Here is a 15,621-nt window from a genome sequence, read left to right on the forward strand (position 1 = left end):
CATATTGTCGAGTTCCTCATCATAAAATTGAAACCTCTCTATAATTGTTACGACTCACCAGTTATAGGGGCTCTTATATCTGTCGGAAATTCTCTCGCTACCCATTTATTCCCCCGCTTGCGGTCAAGTAAAATAGGAATAAAGCGGCAGCGAAATATAGGGGGATACGAATAATGCCTGCAATTCTATTTGAGCCCCGCTCATCTTTAGCTATGGCTGTCTTGAACTCATTTAGAATGAAATAACAAAATGCGCAGCCAAGTAAAAAGGAGCCTGCCCGAGTATTGAAAATGGGCAGATTTAGCATCTCAGGATTCAAAAACCGGATAGCCAGCAAGCCAAGCATTGCCAGTAGGGTGGTGAGGATAATAATTTCATTAATCCCAAATGCCTTCTTGCTCATAAAATACGATGTTCCAATTAGTGTGGACTAACTACTAAAATAACTTTCCGATGATGGACTCTTTTCTAGGGGCTTGCTAAAGTGGTGCATGTCCTCGCAAGCTTGTATGGTTGCTCTCACCCGAACTTGATCTTAAAGCCTCCACCGCGAGGGGATAGGTAGGGCTCCGTCTTTGGAGCCCACAGATCGTTTGTTTTTTGGTCGATAGATGTCGCTACCCGACTGTACATTCAAAGTTCATATAGTACTTGAATTCAAGTTTATTACCACTGGGATCTTTTATAAGAAACTTGCCTGACTCATCTTCAGCGCCTTCGTTTTTAATAAGGCTATTTGCTACAAACTCTACATCATTTGATTTACAAATTTCTAATACGGACAGCCATTCCTCTTTACTTAGAATTGGTCCAAAATGGTCAATTTGGTAGGCCGGCATTTTGTCGGAAGCTTGATGAATTGTAATTTGATGGCCGTAAAATAAAATGTCGAACCAGGTGGGGTTGTCACGACCTATAGAGCAGCCCAAAATGTCTAAATAAAAGCGCTTCGCTTCCTCTTTATCGGGAACCACGAAAGAGAGATGGAATGGATTTAGCATAAGTTTCACCTTGTTGTTCGTAAGCTTGGGTAAGTCTTAGGTATGGCGTCTCTATAACCATACTTAAATGGGATAGCGTATTGGCATCTACGTAAAATTGATAGTGTACGGAGGTCATGTTGGCAATTTAGGCATGATTAGCAGGTTCGATACACGTATATTACGATTGGGCTTCACTTTCTGATATACACTACGAACATTTAGAATTTATAGTTTCACTCTATGAGTGAAGTGAATTCTTAGGGGTTGTCGCATCAAAAAGTCCAATCTCTAAAGGGTTATAAAATAATGCATTACTATTCCTAATAGGATGGTTACCTAAAATACTCTGCAATATATTAAAAATATCTAAGCAATTTTGGCTGTAAGCAGAAGGGGGCTTGTGGTAAGTAGCAGTATTGAAGATCTATTCTCCTGAGTTCTTTCGAGTGAGCTTAATAAAAGCACCAGGATAAATGGTTTGTTTTGTGAATAACTCAGATTATTCAAAGCATAAAGTTAAAAAATATAGGCACAAAAATAATCTTATTGGATTTTATTAAGTTTGTTTTAGTGTCAAAGCTGCGTAAAATCAATGGATACTTATTGGTATTTTGGTCCGCCTTTTAAAATGCCAACAACCAAAGAAGTTTAACCAAGTCAATAACTTCCTAAAAATCAGCCCCTCAAAGGAGGGCGGTATTGTGACGTAAAAGCAAGTAAAAGGCGCTGACCCGAGGTGGTGCAACACCAGGGGCCAGCTAACCAAATTGATACACACACTATCAAAATGGCTATATGGATCATACGCTAGAAACACGCTCGTCTTCAATAAACTGGAGTATATTGAGCAGTTTGGAGAGGTTCTCCAAGCTCTGGGAGCGTAGTGCCCGCCTTTTCTTCTTCTATGCCTACCGTTCTCGTGCACCCCCTCATATTTCCTCAAAAAGTTACTTACAAAGCCTTCCATTAGGGGTGGTCTACAAATGGTTTGAGTCTTAGAGGAAACAAATATGTTGATCTTAAAGCGCCGGACGGGTCAAAACTTAAGGATTGGAGCAAATGTCTCAATTACCGTATTGGAAGTTAAAGGTAATCAAGTGAAGATAGGCATACTTGCTCCCAAATCCCTGTCTGTTCACCGCGAAGAAATATATATACGTGTACAAAAGGAGCGGGCACTCGGAAGAGGAGATCGTTGATAGCCCCGCTGTGGCTAAGGATTTCCCAAAGCATCCATGTCAAAACCATGGCGGTAGAGGTTTTGATATAGGGTGCCTTTGCTAGCGCCTCCTATTTGCTGGATGTAATCAATGAGTTAGTGTTGAACTCACCTACCAATATGCCATGTCATAGATGTCCAATTTATGGGCGCCCAAGATCGTTCCAACTCAAATGAAGAGCTGCTCGACAGTATTGTTGAGTAGAGATTCATTATTGAGAGGGAGCTGCCCATGTCTGACCCGCACGATAGGTGGTGTGGGGGATGGTAGCTAGAAACTACCGGACACCCGAGTTATGTTTTTTAGCTCTTTCATAAAGACTGAAGACTATTAGATAACCTAGAGCCTGGATTACCCATACTTCAAAACCTAGAATAGTGTTGCCTATATCCAATAGCTCTTGAATGCCAAGATATATTGATACTGGCCACCAACACACAATGGCTATGGCAAATTCGATTTTATAGTACCATTTCAAATATTCATCACCATCACTTGCCATCCCAGCGTGCAGGAAAAATAGATACCCGACTATAGATACGATGATTATGAATATACTTCGCTTAACCCATTTCATTTGAGTGCCTAGGTAAACATACGCTTTGATTTTATCTGCACGTTAGCGCGTCTTGTTGAGCTATACTTTTCATGGTTAAATCGAACAAGACAAACTTGTTAAGTATCTCGATTTGTGTTAGTAATTTGACCATTTGATAGTTGTATTTCTAATAACATTACATGATTTTAGTTTTACCTTTTTAAATTCAAGTTTAGTATTAATCTTGTCCTTAGCGCTTAGAGTAATCATAGTTCTGTTATTAGACCATATCATGCCAGTATTCTGAAAAAGATAAGCCTTATCATCTAAGGCTATTAATTCTGCGGTAACACATCCTTCAGGGTACTTTCTATCAGCTATTTCACGTGCCTCAAGGATAGCAGAAGCATTGATCTCACTAGATGTATCAATTTTTAGATTTGCCCCCATAGTAACCACATTTAAATTTTGGGCTGGGATAAGTACTACTGGATTGTCATTAACTGTAATTGGATTTTGATTTAGTTGTATTGTTGCACCAAAAAATATTATTTTTAGAAAGGTTGACACGGATTTATCCTGTATACACAACGCTAAAATAACCGACGGCTCTAAGCCGTCGCGCTTGATTGTTTTATTAGGCCTTTACTTGAAGATATGCACGACCTCTCCAATTATGCGATCGCCGGTAACATAGCCCCAAAACCTGCTATCTGCTGAGTTGTCTCGGTTGTCACCCATAAAGAAATAGCTTTCCTCAGGTACTACAATTTCCTCCATATCACTAGCTGGACGCATTTTCATTCGTTGAATCAAATACGTGATACCATTCAATTGCTGCTCATAGACTGCTAGATGATCTGTTTCGTATAGAAGATTTGTGATTAATAAAGAGCCATTAATAGTAATGTCATTGCCTTTGATAGCAATCCTATCACCAGGTAAAGCGATCAATCTCTTGATAAAAGGAGTGTCCTTATGAGGTGGATAGAACGCATACAATTTCCCTCTCCGCATTAGATCTGTTGAAGTTATATTCCCGCTGGTTAAAGAAGCACCATACGTTCCATATGTGCGATAGCCTAACTTCTGAACAACGATGTAGTTTCCGTTATCTATTGTTGGTTGCATTGATGCGGAAGGAAAAAGAAAAGGCTCGTATAGGAAAGACCTAAATAGAAAGACTGTTGAAAAAAACGTAATATAGATGGTAGGGATGCCCCACCACTTGGAGTACCAACCCCGCTCACTAGAACTCTCAAATTTCTTTACAACAAAATACGCATGTATTGGGCAGATTAATGAAAAAATGGCCGCAAATAGAGTTTGATACTTCCAATCAAGTATAGAAACAATACAAGAAAGAAGGACATAGAGCCAAAACAGTTTTGGCCTATTTAAGTATAGAAATGTGAACGCTTGTAGGACTACACCTAACAGTACTGCAATCCATGCCTTCGGTTTCCAATTGATATTCAAACTTTCTCCTTAGTTCCGTAGGTCTAATTCCACCAGCGGTGGTTTTTGTTCCCATGTCTTAGCTTGTTAACAGCTGATGCGACGGATATCGCCATCAGCTGCGAATGATTCAAATAGCGAATCTAGTGGCTCATATATGTGCCACCGATCCACTGACCAAATCTGGAGACGGATTCCTAGCCAGTTCTTCCATCATTTTTGCAGCATATATTTCGCCTAGTAAATGAATACTAACAGCGCCTAGAACAATATATATCGAAACACAGATGCGGCTGTCTCTTTTACTCATGTTGCCTCGGGTTATAGGGAACGTCTAGAGCCCTGTGTCAAAACCAAAGTTAAGTGGCGTTTTTGATCTCGGGTACCTTTACTTGGTACGCCCAGCATGGGCGTGAACTAATGAGGTGAAAGCCTCCTGTATAAGGATCACCGTTTAATGGGTTCCATTAAATGCTAACTATTAGCGAATGGCAACTGCAGGACGTGAGGTTTTGTGGGAGGAGGTTGCCAGCAAAGCTACGAGCTGACGAACGGAAATATCCTATAAGGCTTAGCCTGGAGGCGAGGTAATAAAGGACACCGAAGCAGGGTGATCTAGCGGGCAAAGTCAATGATACAGTTGAGTATATATAGTTTACGTTCTTATCTGGGGAAATCTGTTTAGCTTGCTGCTGTGAACCTGTCAGTGTGGCCGCTGACTAATATGTAGGCCCAGCTCGCTAGCCGCCATCGCGGGGATAGAAAAAAGTGGTGGAACACGGCAGCGTCTCGGTCAGAAATGAATAGAGTGATTAAATAGAAGTCAGCTGACGGCATAGTAGCCAAGTGCCAAGATTTATACCTTGAACAGAGTGAAGTCCTGAACCTAAACTCCACAAATTAAAAGACCGGATTTGCCTACCGATATGCTTTCAGTCAGATAAAGTTGAGGTTGGGCACTGTCATGGCACTCAACTTAGATGAGTATCTGCTAGACGCTATCGTTGGGTAGAGATTCAGCGGATAGGGAACCGGCCATTGCAGACCGGCACGATGGGTAGCGTGGGGCAGGTAGCTAGAAACTACCGGCTACCCGATTTAACTGTATGCTACAAAATATTTAAATATTATTTGTATCGTTTACGGTTTCTTCAAGCATCTCTGAAAATTCTTTGGGCTTGGCCCGATAAATCACATGATCACCATTAAATGTACGAATTGTCCATTTCCGCTCTACTGCCCGATGCCAAGAAGGATCTTTAGCTCTATCAGCTTTCGACACCCCCTCAGGAATAAAAGCTACATAAGTGACATTGAGTTTTTTTGCCAGAGGATTCTTATACGATACAGGTTCCGTAAGTGTTTTTAATGGCTGCGTAACATCTCGTGGAAATTCGGAATTAACATCAATCCATGAGAAGTGAACTTGATCATTTACCACTTTATGTTCCGCAGGTATTGGCTGCCCCTCCATCATTGACATGCCATCCTCAGGTACTTTCGCGTCTAAAAATGTAACATGATGAATTCGCTCTGGAATACGATCGATAACTCCGGTGATTACCATGCCACCATAGCTATGACCTACAAGTACCACATTTTTCAATTTTTCAAAAATAATCAGGTTAACGATATCGTTGATATGTGTGGTTAAGTTAATATCAGGAGAGGAAAGATGGTGCCTCTCACCTAACCCCGTCAGTGTTGGCCTGTAGACGGTATGACCTTTAGCGCGAAGGTGTTTACCAACCTCTTTCCAGTCCCATCCACCGCCTGTAGCACCATGTACCAAAACAAAGGTGTGATAATCTTTTTTTGTATCAACTTCTTCAGCAACAGTTTCAAATGTCGCAAATATTAAGAATATTACTAATGAGAACATAGTTTTCAATGAAATCCCTCTTTTTGTATTCTTGATTTTCCACTTGCAAGTAAAATTGCTAATAAAGCAGTTAACGCTTCAAGCTGCGGAGCGAAGCGTCCGATAGCCTTGACTTGGTACGCCCGCCCAGCATGGGCGTGAACTAATGGGGTGAAAGCCCCATATAGGAAGATCACCATTTAATGGGCTTCATTAAATGCTAACTACTAGCGAATGGCAACTGTAACACCATGAGGTCTTGTAGGGAGGAAGTCGCTAGCAAGACTACGAGCTGATGAACAGAAACACCATATAAGCCTTAGCCTGGAGGGGAGGCGGCCAAGGACACTGAAGCCGGGTGACCTAACGGGTAGAGCAAATGATGCAGCTATGTAGTGAAGTTTACGTTCTTATCTGGAGAGATCAGTTTAGCCTGCTGCTATGAGGCTGTCAGCGTGGACACTGATTAATAAATATGCCCAACCCGCTAGCGACCATTGCGAACTGGCACGATATGTGGTGTGGGGGCCGGTAGCTAAAACTACCGGCTACCCGATTTATGGGCCTGTTCCTGCCTAATCACAGAGACATCTATGTAGTTACCAAATGGTACTTATTTACGCTTAGCCCACGGAGAGTTATTTTCAAAAGTTGAGATATACAGATCCTCGACTTTATCTCGTGCCCACTGGGTTTTGCGTAAAAACTTGAGCGAAGACTTAATTGATGGGTCGCTCTTAAAGCAATTGATATTGATCCTATCTGCCAAACCATCCCAGCCATAATGTTCCTGCAATCGTGTAACAACTTTCTCAAGAGTAATACAGTGTAGCGGATTATTTGGTTGATCTTTACTCATTTTTCAATTAATACTCTATGTTTAATGGCGCATAATGCCGTGAACATGGGCTGATGAAGTTGGCACCTAATCGCAAATAAAATTAGGTGACAGGCTTGCAAGTCCTTTCCCTAAACTTATTATGTGTTTAAAGCCCTTTAATAATTATAATTGATATACTAATAAATGTGGATATAAGTAATATAGCGATACATTGTTTGAATCTTTGATTACTTCGTTTTATTAACTTTTTAGTAAAGGTGGTATCTGTTTCGATAGCATCTTTTAATAAAATACTTGAGCTAGATTGCAATAGTTTACCTATCTTTTCAGCTTCCTCTGGGTTCATTTCAGCCTTCGATGATATTTCAGATATCCTCTGGTGAATCGATGACAGCTCATTGTATTCAGCCTTGTTGATTTTACCTGACTGAAAAAACTCTTCCTGCTTTTCTCTCAGTGTAGTTGCATCCACGATTCTTCCTTACGTATAACACCTTGCACAGGTGCCGCTGGAATGGAGCCGCTTTGTGCTAGCGTAGCGTACAGTACAAAGCGAACGGAGTATAGGTGGTGGGATGCAGCTACTTGTTAAAAACTCACTGGGACCAGTAACCCAATATATGGCATTTGCCGGACTCTTCAGGTTTTAAGCGAATGCCAAGAACTCTAAAGCCAGGGCAGATAATATGAGCATGATTGCTAGCGCTACCATCACCTTCTAGAATGTTGAGGGCGCATGATGAAGCAATACTTCGCCGCTTATTGAATTCTGACTGTGTGCTGTTTCCGACGTGAACAAATCTATCTGTACTTCCTGACTCCAATAGAGCACTGACGGCCGTTGAAAGTGCCTGATATGATAAGGCACTAGAAGATAGAGCAGTCAAAATTAATGCTGCGATTAACTTCATAACTTTTAACGCCTTATACACAGGCGAGTGGAGCGACGTGTAGCGAGTCCAGCCTGTATCCTATGTGGGCGATTGTGCCACAATTTGTAAGTGCTATTTAACAGCATTGATCTGAACTACCGTGACATTTGCAATGCGACCACCGCGCCACCAAGTCCCTTTTGTACCAATCTTAAGCCTTTTATGGTGATACTCACGGCGCTCTTCACTTAATATCCACATATTGGCAAAGCCTTCATTAGGAATATTACCTGGAGTAGTATCTCTTATGACTCTGCCATCTTCATCAAGAATCTCTGGCCAGATCATGTGTATACCTTCAACTTGCGGATCATCCCCGTCATAAAGAAAATCCACTCTCATTCCTTGTCCCGGCTTGGCATTTTTATTCTCTTCAGATAAGTCTATCTTGTACCTGACTACAAAATCCGGTTTTCTTCCAGATCTTTCTTCATAAGGTATATGTGCTTTCATATATTGTGTTAACGCGAAGTTGTGGGGCGCCGTAGGCGTCCCTGGCAGTTTGCTGCCGAACGCTGACGTTTTGTTATACCCACCGGTTTTATTGCATAAATGTGGTTCGCAAAGCGCTCACTGTTAAGGCTATTAATGGAATGTTTGATAGAGCAAATATTAAAAACCTGATTTCAATTTTGTTGAAAGTTGCTTGCACAATACTATGAATTACTCGAATACCGACATATGTCCATGCCAGAATAAAATTTATGCCATCTCCTGCGCCAAGGACTGCAAGTGATATTGCCAAAGCATAGAAAATAGTTGGTTGCTCCATGAGATGATTATAATTATCAGCTTTCCAACGAACATGGGGAGGTAGGGTTGACATTTGCTCTCCGCGAGGAGCATTCGGATCAAGCTTTAATTTAGCTTTCTTCACTGCAGGCAATCGTGTTGCGTACATCCACAGCCACATAACCATAGACCAAGCTATCAAGGCAATTACAGGCTGAATTATTTGGGCACTTTCAATCATTCGTTGATTCCTTTTTATTATTTACTGATATTAGAGAGCTGAACGCGGGATAATGGCTACAAAAATGGGCTGCTGGAGCATCGTGTAGGCCGTCCCGTGAAGGGCCATAGTCACTTGTTATACGATTACCCACAATAGAATACTTCTTGTAGTTTTATATCCTGGTTGAAATGCGCATACATGCAGCCATCGTAAATTTCACCATCTATAAGGAAAGATTTTCTAAGGCGTAGGTATTCGTTGGTTCGAAAGCGTACAGAGGTACCTTTCTCGCTACGAACTATTTCGTATGGGTGGCTATAGATAGGTATCTGATTTGATTTGGCTAGCTCTAGATAAGCCTTATTGAGCGTTATTCGATCTTCTTCACTCCAGTGGATATTTGGGTGTTTTGGTTTGGCGAACATTAAATCTTGAGTAACAAATACCGCTCCAGCTAAGGATGCCAAAAGCAGCATAGAAAGTAATATGATGATGAGATTTTTCATATATATAACAGCTAAATCAGTGCTCCATATGTATAAGGCTCAGGTCACATGTACCTGTTTGTTAGTCAAAAACCTATCTTAGCTACAATAGTTTTCTCTACACTTGCTGCAGTAAAGAACCTCTTTTGTCTTTGCATCTTCAATCCAGCAAGGCCCATAAGCCACAACATTAGCGTAAGGATAGTTTTCATTAACAGTTCGTTGCTCAATTTCTGTAGGAGATCTTCTTGTGCCATAGATGATTTCAACATCATCTAGCTCAAATTCAACTTGATGCAAATGGCAGTATTGAAACAACGGCCATATTTCTGGGTATGCTTTGTAGCCTAGATTATACTCGCTAGAAAAATTTTCCCATTCAAATTCTTGTTTGAATTTAAGGCGACCATTTTCTTTGTTTGAGCAGCAGATAGTAGCCAGAAAGTTCATATATCTTTTTGTGCCAATGAACTCTTCAAATTTTTTCCTTATATCGTTAATTTCCATCAGGTACTTGATTTTCTTGGACGCCTAACCCCCTTGGAGTGGGCAAGCTAGTTATATTGCATTTACTTGAAATCCATTGAAGCTATTATTGGAAGGAGTTCATTGTTTATAGTCTCTGCAAGAGTCTCTAGTTGGATCTTAATCTCAACGAGGCGATTATTTAGCTCAGGGTTTGATGACCAAAAATTGGCATTCAGCTTTGCTACATTTACTAGTAAGTCACCCTCATACATACCACCACTAACCATGGGGTTTTGCTCGAGCATATCTAGAGCCAATGGAACGGTATACTTTAAACCTAGTTTTTGACCGACGAGCATTCTTAGATTCTCTACTGAGAGATCGCACAAAGGAAGCTTGTACAAGCGCTGGCACTTAACGGCTAAATGCGATTGAAAGACAGAGCTTTGTATTGAGCCCTCTAGCTCTTCTAACGACCTAGAAGTCAGCACATTGAATCCTTATACAATATAACGCTCAGCGCACAGGCAACCGGACCGAAGGTTTGGCTGCTCAGGCCATAGGCCGGTTGTGCCGCTGCTTGGTACGCCCAGCATGGGCATGAACTAATGGGGTGAAAGTCCGCTGTAGGAGGATCACGATTTAATGGGTTCCATTAAATGCTAACTACTAGCGAATGGCAACTGCAATACCGTGAAGTATTGTGGGGAGGAAGCCACTAGCAAAACCACGAGCTGACGAATAGAAGCTTCATTTAAGGCTTAGCCTGGGGGCGAGGTGGCCAAGGAAGAGTTGATCTAAACTCCCACCAAACAGAAGGTAAAAGCCGCCAGCCCTATTTACAAAGGGAGGAAACACTAGAAAATACTTGATATTAATCCAGATAGATGTGTGTTCAGCTGATGACTCTACCTCGAAGTAGTCAGATATCTCTTGATGTAACCCCTTATTACCACTGCGTATCCCGCTGTGTGCGGCGAGCATTCCTTTGTGGTCGGGATAGTGAATCTGGGAGATATTACGAACATCGGCGCGAATGGATTGAAAATCGTATACAGCAATTGGCCGGGGTTTTTGCGCTGGATATTGCCGCTTTTGCGGTTATGAGCAACCACTACCATGTAGTACTCTACATCGACAAAAAATCTTCTGATAAGTGGTCTCTTGCAGAGGTAATTACCCGTTGGGAGAAGCTGTTTCGAGCTCTCTCTGGCTATACGCTATCTCAAAGGCGATACCCTCGATCACTGTGAGCAGGAAAAACTAAAAGAAGTCACCGCTATATGGCGGGAACGCTTAACAGATATCAGTTGGTTTATGGGCTGTTTAAACGAGTCTATCGCGCGGCAAACCAATGCTGAAGACAAGTGTACAGGCCGTTTTTGGGAGTGGCGATTTAAATCGCAGGCTTTACTGGATGAAAAAGCCTTCGCCGCTTGCATGGCCTATGTAGACCTGAACCCTATCCGCGCTAATATTGCCAAAACGCCTGAAGACTCTGATTACACCTCTATTCAACTGCGTATTCGATCTGCAATCACCGCTGAGCAACCCAGAAGTTTACTGTCGTTTGTGGGAGATGAGCGCTTAAATATGCCAAAAGGTTTACCTTTTCAGCTGGACCACTATTTGGAGTTGGTGGATTGGAGTGGTCGGCATCTAGATCCCAGAAAGCGCGGCACTATCGCTGAGAATACCCCTCCTATACTTGAACGCCTGGGTATTTCACCTGAGTACTGGCTTTACCTCAACCGAAATTTTGAAAGCCGATTTAAAGGTTTAGTCGGGGCGGTTGAAGCAGTACGGAAAGCCTGTAACTTATTGAATGAACGCTGGGCCCAAGATGTGCGTGATTGCCATAATTTTCTCTCTTACCCTTCATCTCAACTAAATTGAATCATTTTTAATCCCACCGATTGATCCCCGTTCGCTCTGTGTCCTGAAAGGCCTACACGCCCCAAATAGACAAAATACTCCACACAATTGTGCTTCGATGCCCCTCTGGTGAGCATGGCTTTCTATTTTGCCGATTTCTCCCTCTCCCATATGATTCATGGATGTCCTATTTGCAATTTTCTCGTAGAATCACCATTTGCGGTTAATATTTGATCATGCCTAAGAAGGCAAAGACATAAATTAGTTTTTCTACAGCCTGAACGCCTCAATCAGCTGCCGCTTTAGCGGTCGGCTGAATTGATTTGTTAGATGCTTCTATGAGAGACTCTTTTAACTTTGGAGGCATTTCATTGATAGCTTTCCCATCAACCATTGCTAATGTCACTATTGCCATATACCCGAAGAAAAATACCACGCCAGCTAACACGCCTATGGGCTTAGCCAGCTTTTGAAGCTGTGACTTATGCCTGTCGTGAAGTTTGGATGCAGCAAAATTTGTTAACTTTGTAAACAAAGCTACAACTGCAATTCCAGCCACAATAAGAGCCATAAAAATTCCTACTACGGGGAAATACCACCTCCAGAAAATTCTACTTTCAAGTATTTGATCGCTAGCGATCCCATTCTCTGGAACTCCTTCGAGATCTCCAGATAATCGTAATTTTGCAGACCTATCTCCTGCATATATAATTTGACCCGAAAATCCATCATTGCGCTCTAAAGTTCCAAAGTCTATATTGGCTGAAACACTGTTAATATTGCTTAATTTCGGTTTTACAACACTGCTGCGCGTTGATGCAATCACACTTTGATCAAGGATTTTTACATCTTCTCCATCTAGGTTAATATTCAAATCTTCTAAAATGTCACTTCCTTTAATAGGGTGTCGGCCTTCATTCCAAAAATTGAAACGAACAGCAATAACATCCCCTTTTATAGGTTTACCATTTTCATCCACAACATTTACTTTTTTGCTTCCTGCCCGATTTCCATTAGCAATTAATGTTCTAACTGGGTCACTAATAAAGACGGGCTCTCTCTCAATTTTACTTGATAGGTATATATATGAAGAAAATGCGATACTTAATACAAAGCTTAGAATTCCAAACCATTGTTTTATAAAAAAACCTTTCATTTATATCCCTATTTCGATATTTGAGTGCATCTAACGCCCGCAGGTCCGGCCCGGTAGGGGCGACTGTGCATAGCCTTGTATGGTTTTAACCTTCATAGGTAGCAGCCTCACTTAGCCACCAATTTAGTTTGTCATCTAGCTGTCATTACTCAGGTGTTTCAAATGACTTTTGAAGAACTTGGTTCTCTGACTCAATATTGATTGCCTAAACTACCAAGCTACCACTTTCCCAAAGAGTTGCTCTTACTAGAAGGCCGTTTCCATCGATTTCGATGTATCGAGATTTGACTGTATTCCCCAATTCTTCGGTGATAGAGACGGCATAGCCCTCAAAGATCTAGACACCTACCAACCCTATTGGTCCCGATTTATGGGTGTCCTATTTGTGCTCTGCGCTTAAGCAACTTGTTAAATGCCTATTCATTCTTAAGATTTTTCTTTTCTATAAAAGCTAAGAAATCTTGACCTTTCTTCGTTATAGAAGTTCTTCTCCATCGTACACTAGCCACTTTATCGTTTTGAACTAGACCATGTATTTGCAACTTGGGGCATACATTTTGGTACAGAAAATAAACAGCGTCATCTTGTTGTGTTTGATTGGTTACACCATTAATAAGTGCTTCTTTTACATTTAGGAATAAGCTATACAAAGTGTTTGTTACATCTTCCTTCCCGTCCACGATGTTTGGGGGGATTTTAATTTCAATGGCTTGTAATATCTTAGTTAGCTCTTCAAATTCTTGCTCCGAAGACAAGTTTGTATTTTGAGAAAGCTTTTTAGATAAAGCTGAATTTTCTTTAACAAGCTTTGCTACGTCAGCGTTTAGTTTAGCTATTTCGTCAACCAAACCTTTAGTGTCAGGTACTTCATTCCCTGAAACCCAACCAGATAAATCTCGAGATGCAGCAATCTCTGGCAAGCTTTCCATTACACATAATCTAATATCTTTTAGATCTTCAAAAAATGAAGACATATTCGTTAGAACTTTTTCCTTAAAGAGTTTTAATTCTGATGGCCTTTCAGTTTCCATAACAGCTGTGCCATTAGCTTTAACTTTTTCTTCTAAGGCAGCATCATGAATCACTACTGCAAATAATGGTTTGCCTGCTTCTAAAGCATAGTTGTATTCGAGCTCGGTATAACTTACCCCTGATTCAGCTTCAACACTACCATATCTTCCGCCTAAGATAAGCATGTACACGTCGGATTCATCAATCCATCTTTTAATAATTTCTAATTGACTTTTATCACCAGCAGTAAAAAGCTCCATTCCTGCTGGTATGTGACCTGACTTTAATATTGAACTTACTGCAGCCTGCCTTTCTTCAATTAAATCTACATATGTCGAAGAAACAAAAACTTGTAATCTTTTTTTCATTAATTAGTCCTTTAGTGATATTCAACACGATTCAGCTAGGCATTTAACATCTTGCACGCGGGCTTGAGCTGCGAAGCAGCGAGAGTCCGAGGCCACGCAGTGGCCTAACGTGCTGCAACTGGTTATGTGCCATTTTAAGTTTAAAGGTTAATCTAAAAACTCTGCTGGTAAATCTTTACAATACTTTTGGGGTCTTTTAATAAGAGTATCCCACTCTTCAGTCGACTTGATGCCATGGCCATGCTTAGTTAATTTATTTTCACATAAATCTTCTAGAGCCCATATTGCTCTTTTATCCACTTCTGTGAAATTTTCGTTTAGTGGAACACTTGATAGCTTATTAGAGGTAAGATCCCAAAGAACAATTAAATGCCAACAGATCTAGACACCCATGCAAACAAAAAGCATAAGCAGCCCACTCTATTGGGTATGATTCGTGGATGTACTATTCTATTTGGGCAAAAACCCTTTGTGTTTGTTGCTTAAGCTTGTTGGCGGCTCTCCCACTGGCCTGTTCTTAAACCCTTTTGTATTTTTAGTTGCACTTTCTGAAGTAGGTCTTCTGGGTAGCCTTCAAATGAACCAGCGGAATACCCACAATCTTCACATGAATAATCATATCTGGGAACTGCTGAGAAAGCACTTACGTCTTTGGGTAAAATTTGATATTCACACTGAGGGCACAAGGAATGCAAATTGTATATTTTGTTTCCGGTATAACGCCAAGACCAGAGCAATCCTAAAAAATTATCGCGGGTATAGCTTTTCCAAGTTTTAGTTGGCTCGCTTGCCGAAATTTTACCTTTGATTTCAACTAGCACAGAAAAAATTAATAGGATGCACGGGATGGCCATTAAAGCTAATAGCCAGTTGGGTGTTGAAGTGCTCGCAATCGTAAAACTCCATGCTTGGCTGAATGCGCTACCGATTTCCGGCCAAACACCAAAAATGTATGTGCCAAAGGATGCAATCACCGCAAGAATCCCTGTGGCTATTACTTTGCTCCAAACTGGATCCTTCCAAATTCCTTTTAACATTTGCTCCCACTCAGGTCGTGTATGGTGCTTAACGCTTGTATAGCGATACTTCTGACCACTATTATCCTTATTGCCATCCTGGAATCAATCTTACGCCTTGCCTAAAAAATGCTATTCAAATCAAAAGTTACCTGCTCTTATCTCAATCGTGACAAATATAAAAATGATTACTTTGGTTACATATCCCAAATATGGATTCATCTGCTAATCAATTATATTCCAACAAATTTTTTGCCTATTAAATCCATTCTGAAAAAATAACAGTCAAACTGATCAAAAATATCCCTGTACACCTTTTTATTACCCGCTGGGGCTAACACATATAGAGTTGGTGTTGAGCAAAGCAACGGCCCAGCTGTTTGCAAAACTAAAGAGCCACTGAATGATTTCATGGTGCCTCTGGCTTACAGAGCGATTCAACTCCGCATTACGA

Annotated in this window: 20 protein-coding genes; 3 read left to right on the forward strand and 17 right to left on the reverse strand. The window is 41.1% G+C overall.

Translation table 11 applies throughout. The features are described 5' to 3' along the window. Positions 1-97: 97 nt before the first annotated feature. On the reverse strand, positions 98-403 hold the full coding sequence (locus tag ACG1BZ_RS06195; RefSeq protein WP_413664854.1) for a hypothetical protein: 306 nt from the start codon (positions 401-403) through the stop codon (positions 98-100). 214 nt (positions 404-617) lie between these two features. Further along, entirely contained in the window at positions 618-1,001 is a 384-nt protein-coding gene (locus ACG1BZ_RS06200; protein WP_413664855.1) for a VOC family protein, read from the reverse strand. A gap of 992 nt (positions 1,002-1,993) precedes the next feature. Here ACG1BZ_RS06200 and csrA point away from each other — a divergent pair. Next, complete coding sequence (gene csrA / locus ACG1BZ_RS06205; RefSeq protein ID WP_413664856.1) at positions 1,994-2,182, forward strand: carbon storage regulator CsrA; 189 nt, start codon at positions 1,994-1,996, stop codon at positions 2,180-2,182. 298 nt (positions 2,183-2,480) lie between these two features. Here the strand turns inward: csrA and ACG1BZ_RS06210 are convergent, their stop codons facing one another. The 11 genes from ACG1BZ_RS06210 to ACG1BZ_RS06260 all read right to left on the reverse strand — a co-directional run bounded on the left by ACG1BZ_RS06210 (position 2,481) and on the right by ACG1BZ_RS06260 (position 10,232). After that, positions 2,481-2,780: a hypothetical protein gene (locus ACG1BZ_RS06210; protein WP_413664857.1), complete on the reverse strand. Its 300-nt coding sequence runs from the start codon at positions 2,778-2,780 to the stop codon at positions 2,481-2,483. Positions 2,781-2,897: 117 nt separating this feature from the next. Next, on the reverse strand, positions 2,898-3,311 hold the full coding sequence (locus ACG1BZ_RS06215; RefSeq protein ID WP_413664858.1) for a hypothetical protein: 414 nt from the start codon (positions 3,309-3,311) through the stop codon (positions 2,898-2,900). A gap of 75 nt (positions 3,312-3,386) precedes the next feature. Then, complete coding sequence (lepB, locus tag ACG1BZ_RS06220) at positions 3,387-4,220, reverse strand: signal peptidase I (RefSeq protein ID WP_413664859.1); 834 nt, start codon at positions 4,218-4,220, stop codon at positions 3,387-3,389. A gap of 1,099 nt (positions 4,221-5,319) precedes the next feature. Beyond that, a complete protein-coding gene (locus tag ACG1BZ_RS06225; RefSeq protein ID WP_413665850.1) occupies positions 5,320-6,081 on the reverse strand; it encodes an alpha/beta fold hydrolase in 762 nt (253 codons plus the stop codon). A gap of 592 nt (positions 6,082-6,673) precedes the next feature. Next, positions 6,674-6,919: a VF530 family DNA-binding protein gene (locus ACG1BZ_RS06230; RefSeq protein ID WP_413664860.1), complete on the reverse strand. Its 246-nt coding sequence runs from the start codon at positions 6,917-6,919 to the stop codon at positions 6,674-6,676. A gap of 127 nt (positions 6,920-7,046) precedes the next feature. Then, positions 7,047-7,373, reverse strand: coding sequence for a hypothetical protein (locus ACG1BZ_RS06235; RefSeq protein WP_413664861.1), 327 nt, complete (start codon positions 7,371-7,373; stop codon positions 7,047-7,049). A gap of 532 nt (positions 7,374-7,905) precedes the next feature. Continuing rightward, the gene (locus ACG1BZ_RS06240; protein ID WP_413664862.1) at positions 7,906-8,286 is read right to left on the reverse strand and encodes a hypothetical protein; all 381 of its coding nucleotides are present in this window, start codon (positions 8,284-8,286) and stop codon (positions 7,906-7,908) included. Positions 8,287-8,374: 88 nt separating this feature from the next. Continuing rightward, a complete protein-coding gene (locus ACG1BZ_RS06245) occupies positions 8,375-8,806 on the reverse strand; it encodes an MAPEG family protein (protein WP_413664863.1) in 432 nt (143 codons plus the stop codon). Positions 8,807-8,931: 125 nt separating this feature from the next. Next, positions 8,932-9,294: a hypothetical protein gene (locus tag ACG1BZ_RS06250; protein WP_413664864.1), complete on the reverse strand. Its 363-nt coding sequence runs from the start codon at positions 9,292-9,294 to the stop codon at positions 8,932-8,934. Positions 9,295-9,372: 78 nt separating this feature from the next. Continuing rightward, a complete protein-coding gene (locus tag ACG1BZ_RS06255) occupies positions 9,373-9,780 on the reverse strand; it encodes a hypothetical protein (protein ID WP_413664865.1) in 408 nt (135 codons plus the stop codon). Positions 9,781-9,842: 62 nt separating this feature from the next. Beyond that, the gene (locus tag ACG1BZ_RS06260; protein WP_413664866.1) at positions 9,843-10,232 is read right to left on the reverse strand and encodes a contact-dependent growth inhibition system immunity protein; all 390 of its coding nucleotides are present in this window, start codon (positions 10,230-10,232) and stop codon (positions 9,843-9,845) included. Positions 10,233-10,643: 411 nt separating this feature from the next. Between ACG1BZ_RS06260 and ACG1BZ_RS06265 the strand changes: the two genes are divergently transcribed. Beyond that, the gene (locus ACG1BZ_RS06265; protein ID WP_413664867.1) at positions 10,644-10,994 is read left to right on the forward strand and encodes a hypothetical protein; all 351 of its coding nucleotides are present in this window, start codon (positions 10,644-10,646) and stop codon (positions 10,992-10,994) included. A gap of 64 nt (positions 10,995-11,058) precedes the next feature. Beyond that, positions 11,059-11,637: a hypothetical protein gene (locus ACG1BZ_RS06270; protein WP_413664868.1), complete on the forward strand. Its 579-nt coding sequence runs from the start codon at positions 11,059-11,061 to the stop codon at positions 11,635-11,637. Positions 11,638-11,902: 265 nt separating this feature from the next. Here ACG1BZ_RS06270 and ACG1BZ_RS06275 read toward each other — a convergent pair whose 3' ends face one another. The 4 genes from ACG1BZ_RS06275 to ACG1BZ_RS06290 all read right to left on the reverse strand — a co-directional run bounded on the left by ACG1BZ_RS06275 (position 11,903) and on the right by ACG1BZ_RS06290 (position 15,580). Further along, positions 11,903-12,772, reverse strand: coding sequence for a hypothetical protein (locus ACG1BZ_RS06275; protein WP_413664869.1), 870 nt, complete (start codon positions 12,770-12,772; stop codon positions 11,903-11,905). Positions 12,773-13,188: 416 nt separating this feature from the next. After that, complete coding sequence (locus ACG1BZ_RS06280; RefSeq protein ID WP_413664870.1) at positions 13,189-14,151, reverse strand: DUF4062 domain-containing protein; 963 nt, start codon at positions 14,149-14,151, stop codon at positions 13,189-13,191. 482 nt (positions 14,152-14,633) lie between these two features. Further along, complete coding sequence (locus ACG1BZ_RS06285; protein WP_413664871.1) at positions 14,634-15,188, reverse strand: hypothetical protein; 555 nt, start codon at positions 15,186-15,188, stop codon at positions 14,634-14,636. 212 nt (positions 15,189-15,400) lie between these two features. Beyond that, a complete protein-coding gene (locus ACG1BZ_RS06290; protein WP_413664872.1) occupies positions 15,401-15,580 on the reverse strand; it encodes a hypothetical protein in 180 nt (59 codons plus the stop codon). Positions 15,581-15,621 lie beyond the last annotated feature (41 nt).

Origin of the sequence: Microbulbifer sp. CNSA002, assembly GCF_047324085.1 — a bacterium.
Lineage (GTDB): Bacteria > Pseudomonadota > Gammaproteobacteria > Pseudomonadales > Cellvibrionaceae > Microbulbifer.

Coding starts and splice junctions, on each gene's coding strand:
- ACG1BZ_RS06195 (WP_413664854.1), bottom strand. CDS start 403: ATGAGCAAGAAGGCATTTGGGATTAATGAAATTATTATCCTCACCACC.
- ACG1BZ_RS06200 (WP_413664855.1), bottom strand. CDS start 1,001: ATGCTAAATCCATTCCATCTCTCTTTCGTGGTTCCCGATAAAGAGGAA.
- csrA (WP_413664856.1), top strand. CDS start 1,994: ATGTTGATCTTAAAGCGCCGGACGGGTCAAAACTTAAGGATTGGAGCA.
- ACG1BZ_RS06210 (WP_413664857.1), bottom strand. CDS start 2,780: ATGAAATGGGTTAAGCGAAGTATATTCATAATCATCGTATCTATAGTC.
- ACG1BZ_RS06225 (WP_413665850.1), bottom strand. CDS start 6,081: ATGTTCTCATTAGTAATATTCTTAATATTTGCGACATTTGAAACTGTT.
- ACG1BZ_RS06230 (WP_413664860.1), bottom strand. CDS start 6,919: ATGAGTAAAGATCAACCAAATAATCCGCTACACTGTATTACTCTTGAG.
- ACG1BZ_RS06240 (WP_413664862.1), bottom strand. CDS start 8,286: ATGAAAGCACATATACCTTATGAAGAAAGATCTGGAAGAAAACCGGAT.
- ACG1BZ_RS06245 (WP_413664863.1), bottom strand. CDS start 8,806: ATGATTGAAAGTGCCCAAATAATTCAGCCTGTAATTGCCTTGATAGCT.
- ACG1BZ_RS06250 (WP_413664864.1), bottom strand. CDS start 9,294: ATGAAAAATCTCATCATCATATTACTTTCTATGCTGCTTTTGGCATCC.
- ACG1BZ_RS06255 (WP_413664865.1), bottom strand. CDS start 9,780: ATGGAAATTAACGATATAAGGAAAAAATTTGAAGAGTTCATTGGCACA.
- ACG1BZ_RS06265 (WP_413664867.1), top strand. CDS start 10,644: ATGACTCTACCTCGAAGTAGTCAGATATCTCTTGATGTAACCCCTTAT.
- ACG1BZ_RS06270 (WP_413664868.1), top strand. CDS start 11,059: ATGGGCTGTTTAAACGAGTCTATCGCGCGGCAAACCAATGCTGAAGAC.
- ACG1BZ_RS06275 (WP_413664869.1), bottom strand. CDS start 12,772: ATGAAAGGTTTTTTTATAAAACAATGGTTTGGAATTCTAAGCTTTGTA.
- ACG1BZ_RS06280 (WP_413664870.1), bottom strand. CDS start 14,151: ATGAAAAAAAGATTACAAGTTTTTGTTTCTTCGACATATGTAGATTTA.
- ACG1BZ_RS06285 (WP_413664871.1), bottom strand. CDS start 15,188: ATGTTAAAAGGAATTTGGAAGGATCCAGTTTGGAGCAAAGTAATAGCC.
- ACG1BZ_RS06290 (WP_413664872.1), bottom strand. CDS start 15,580: ATGAAATCATTCAGTGGCTCTTTAGTTTTGCAAACAGCTGGGCCGTTG.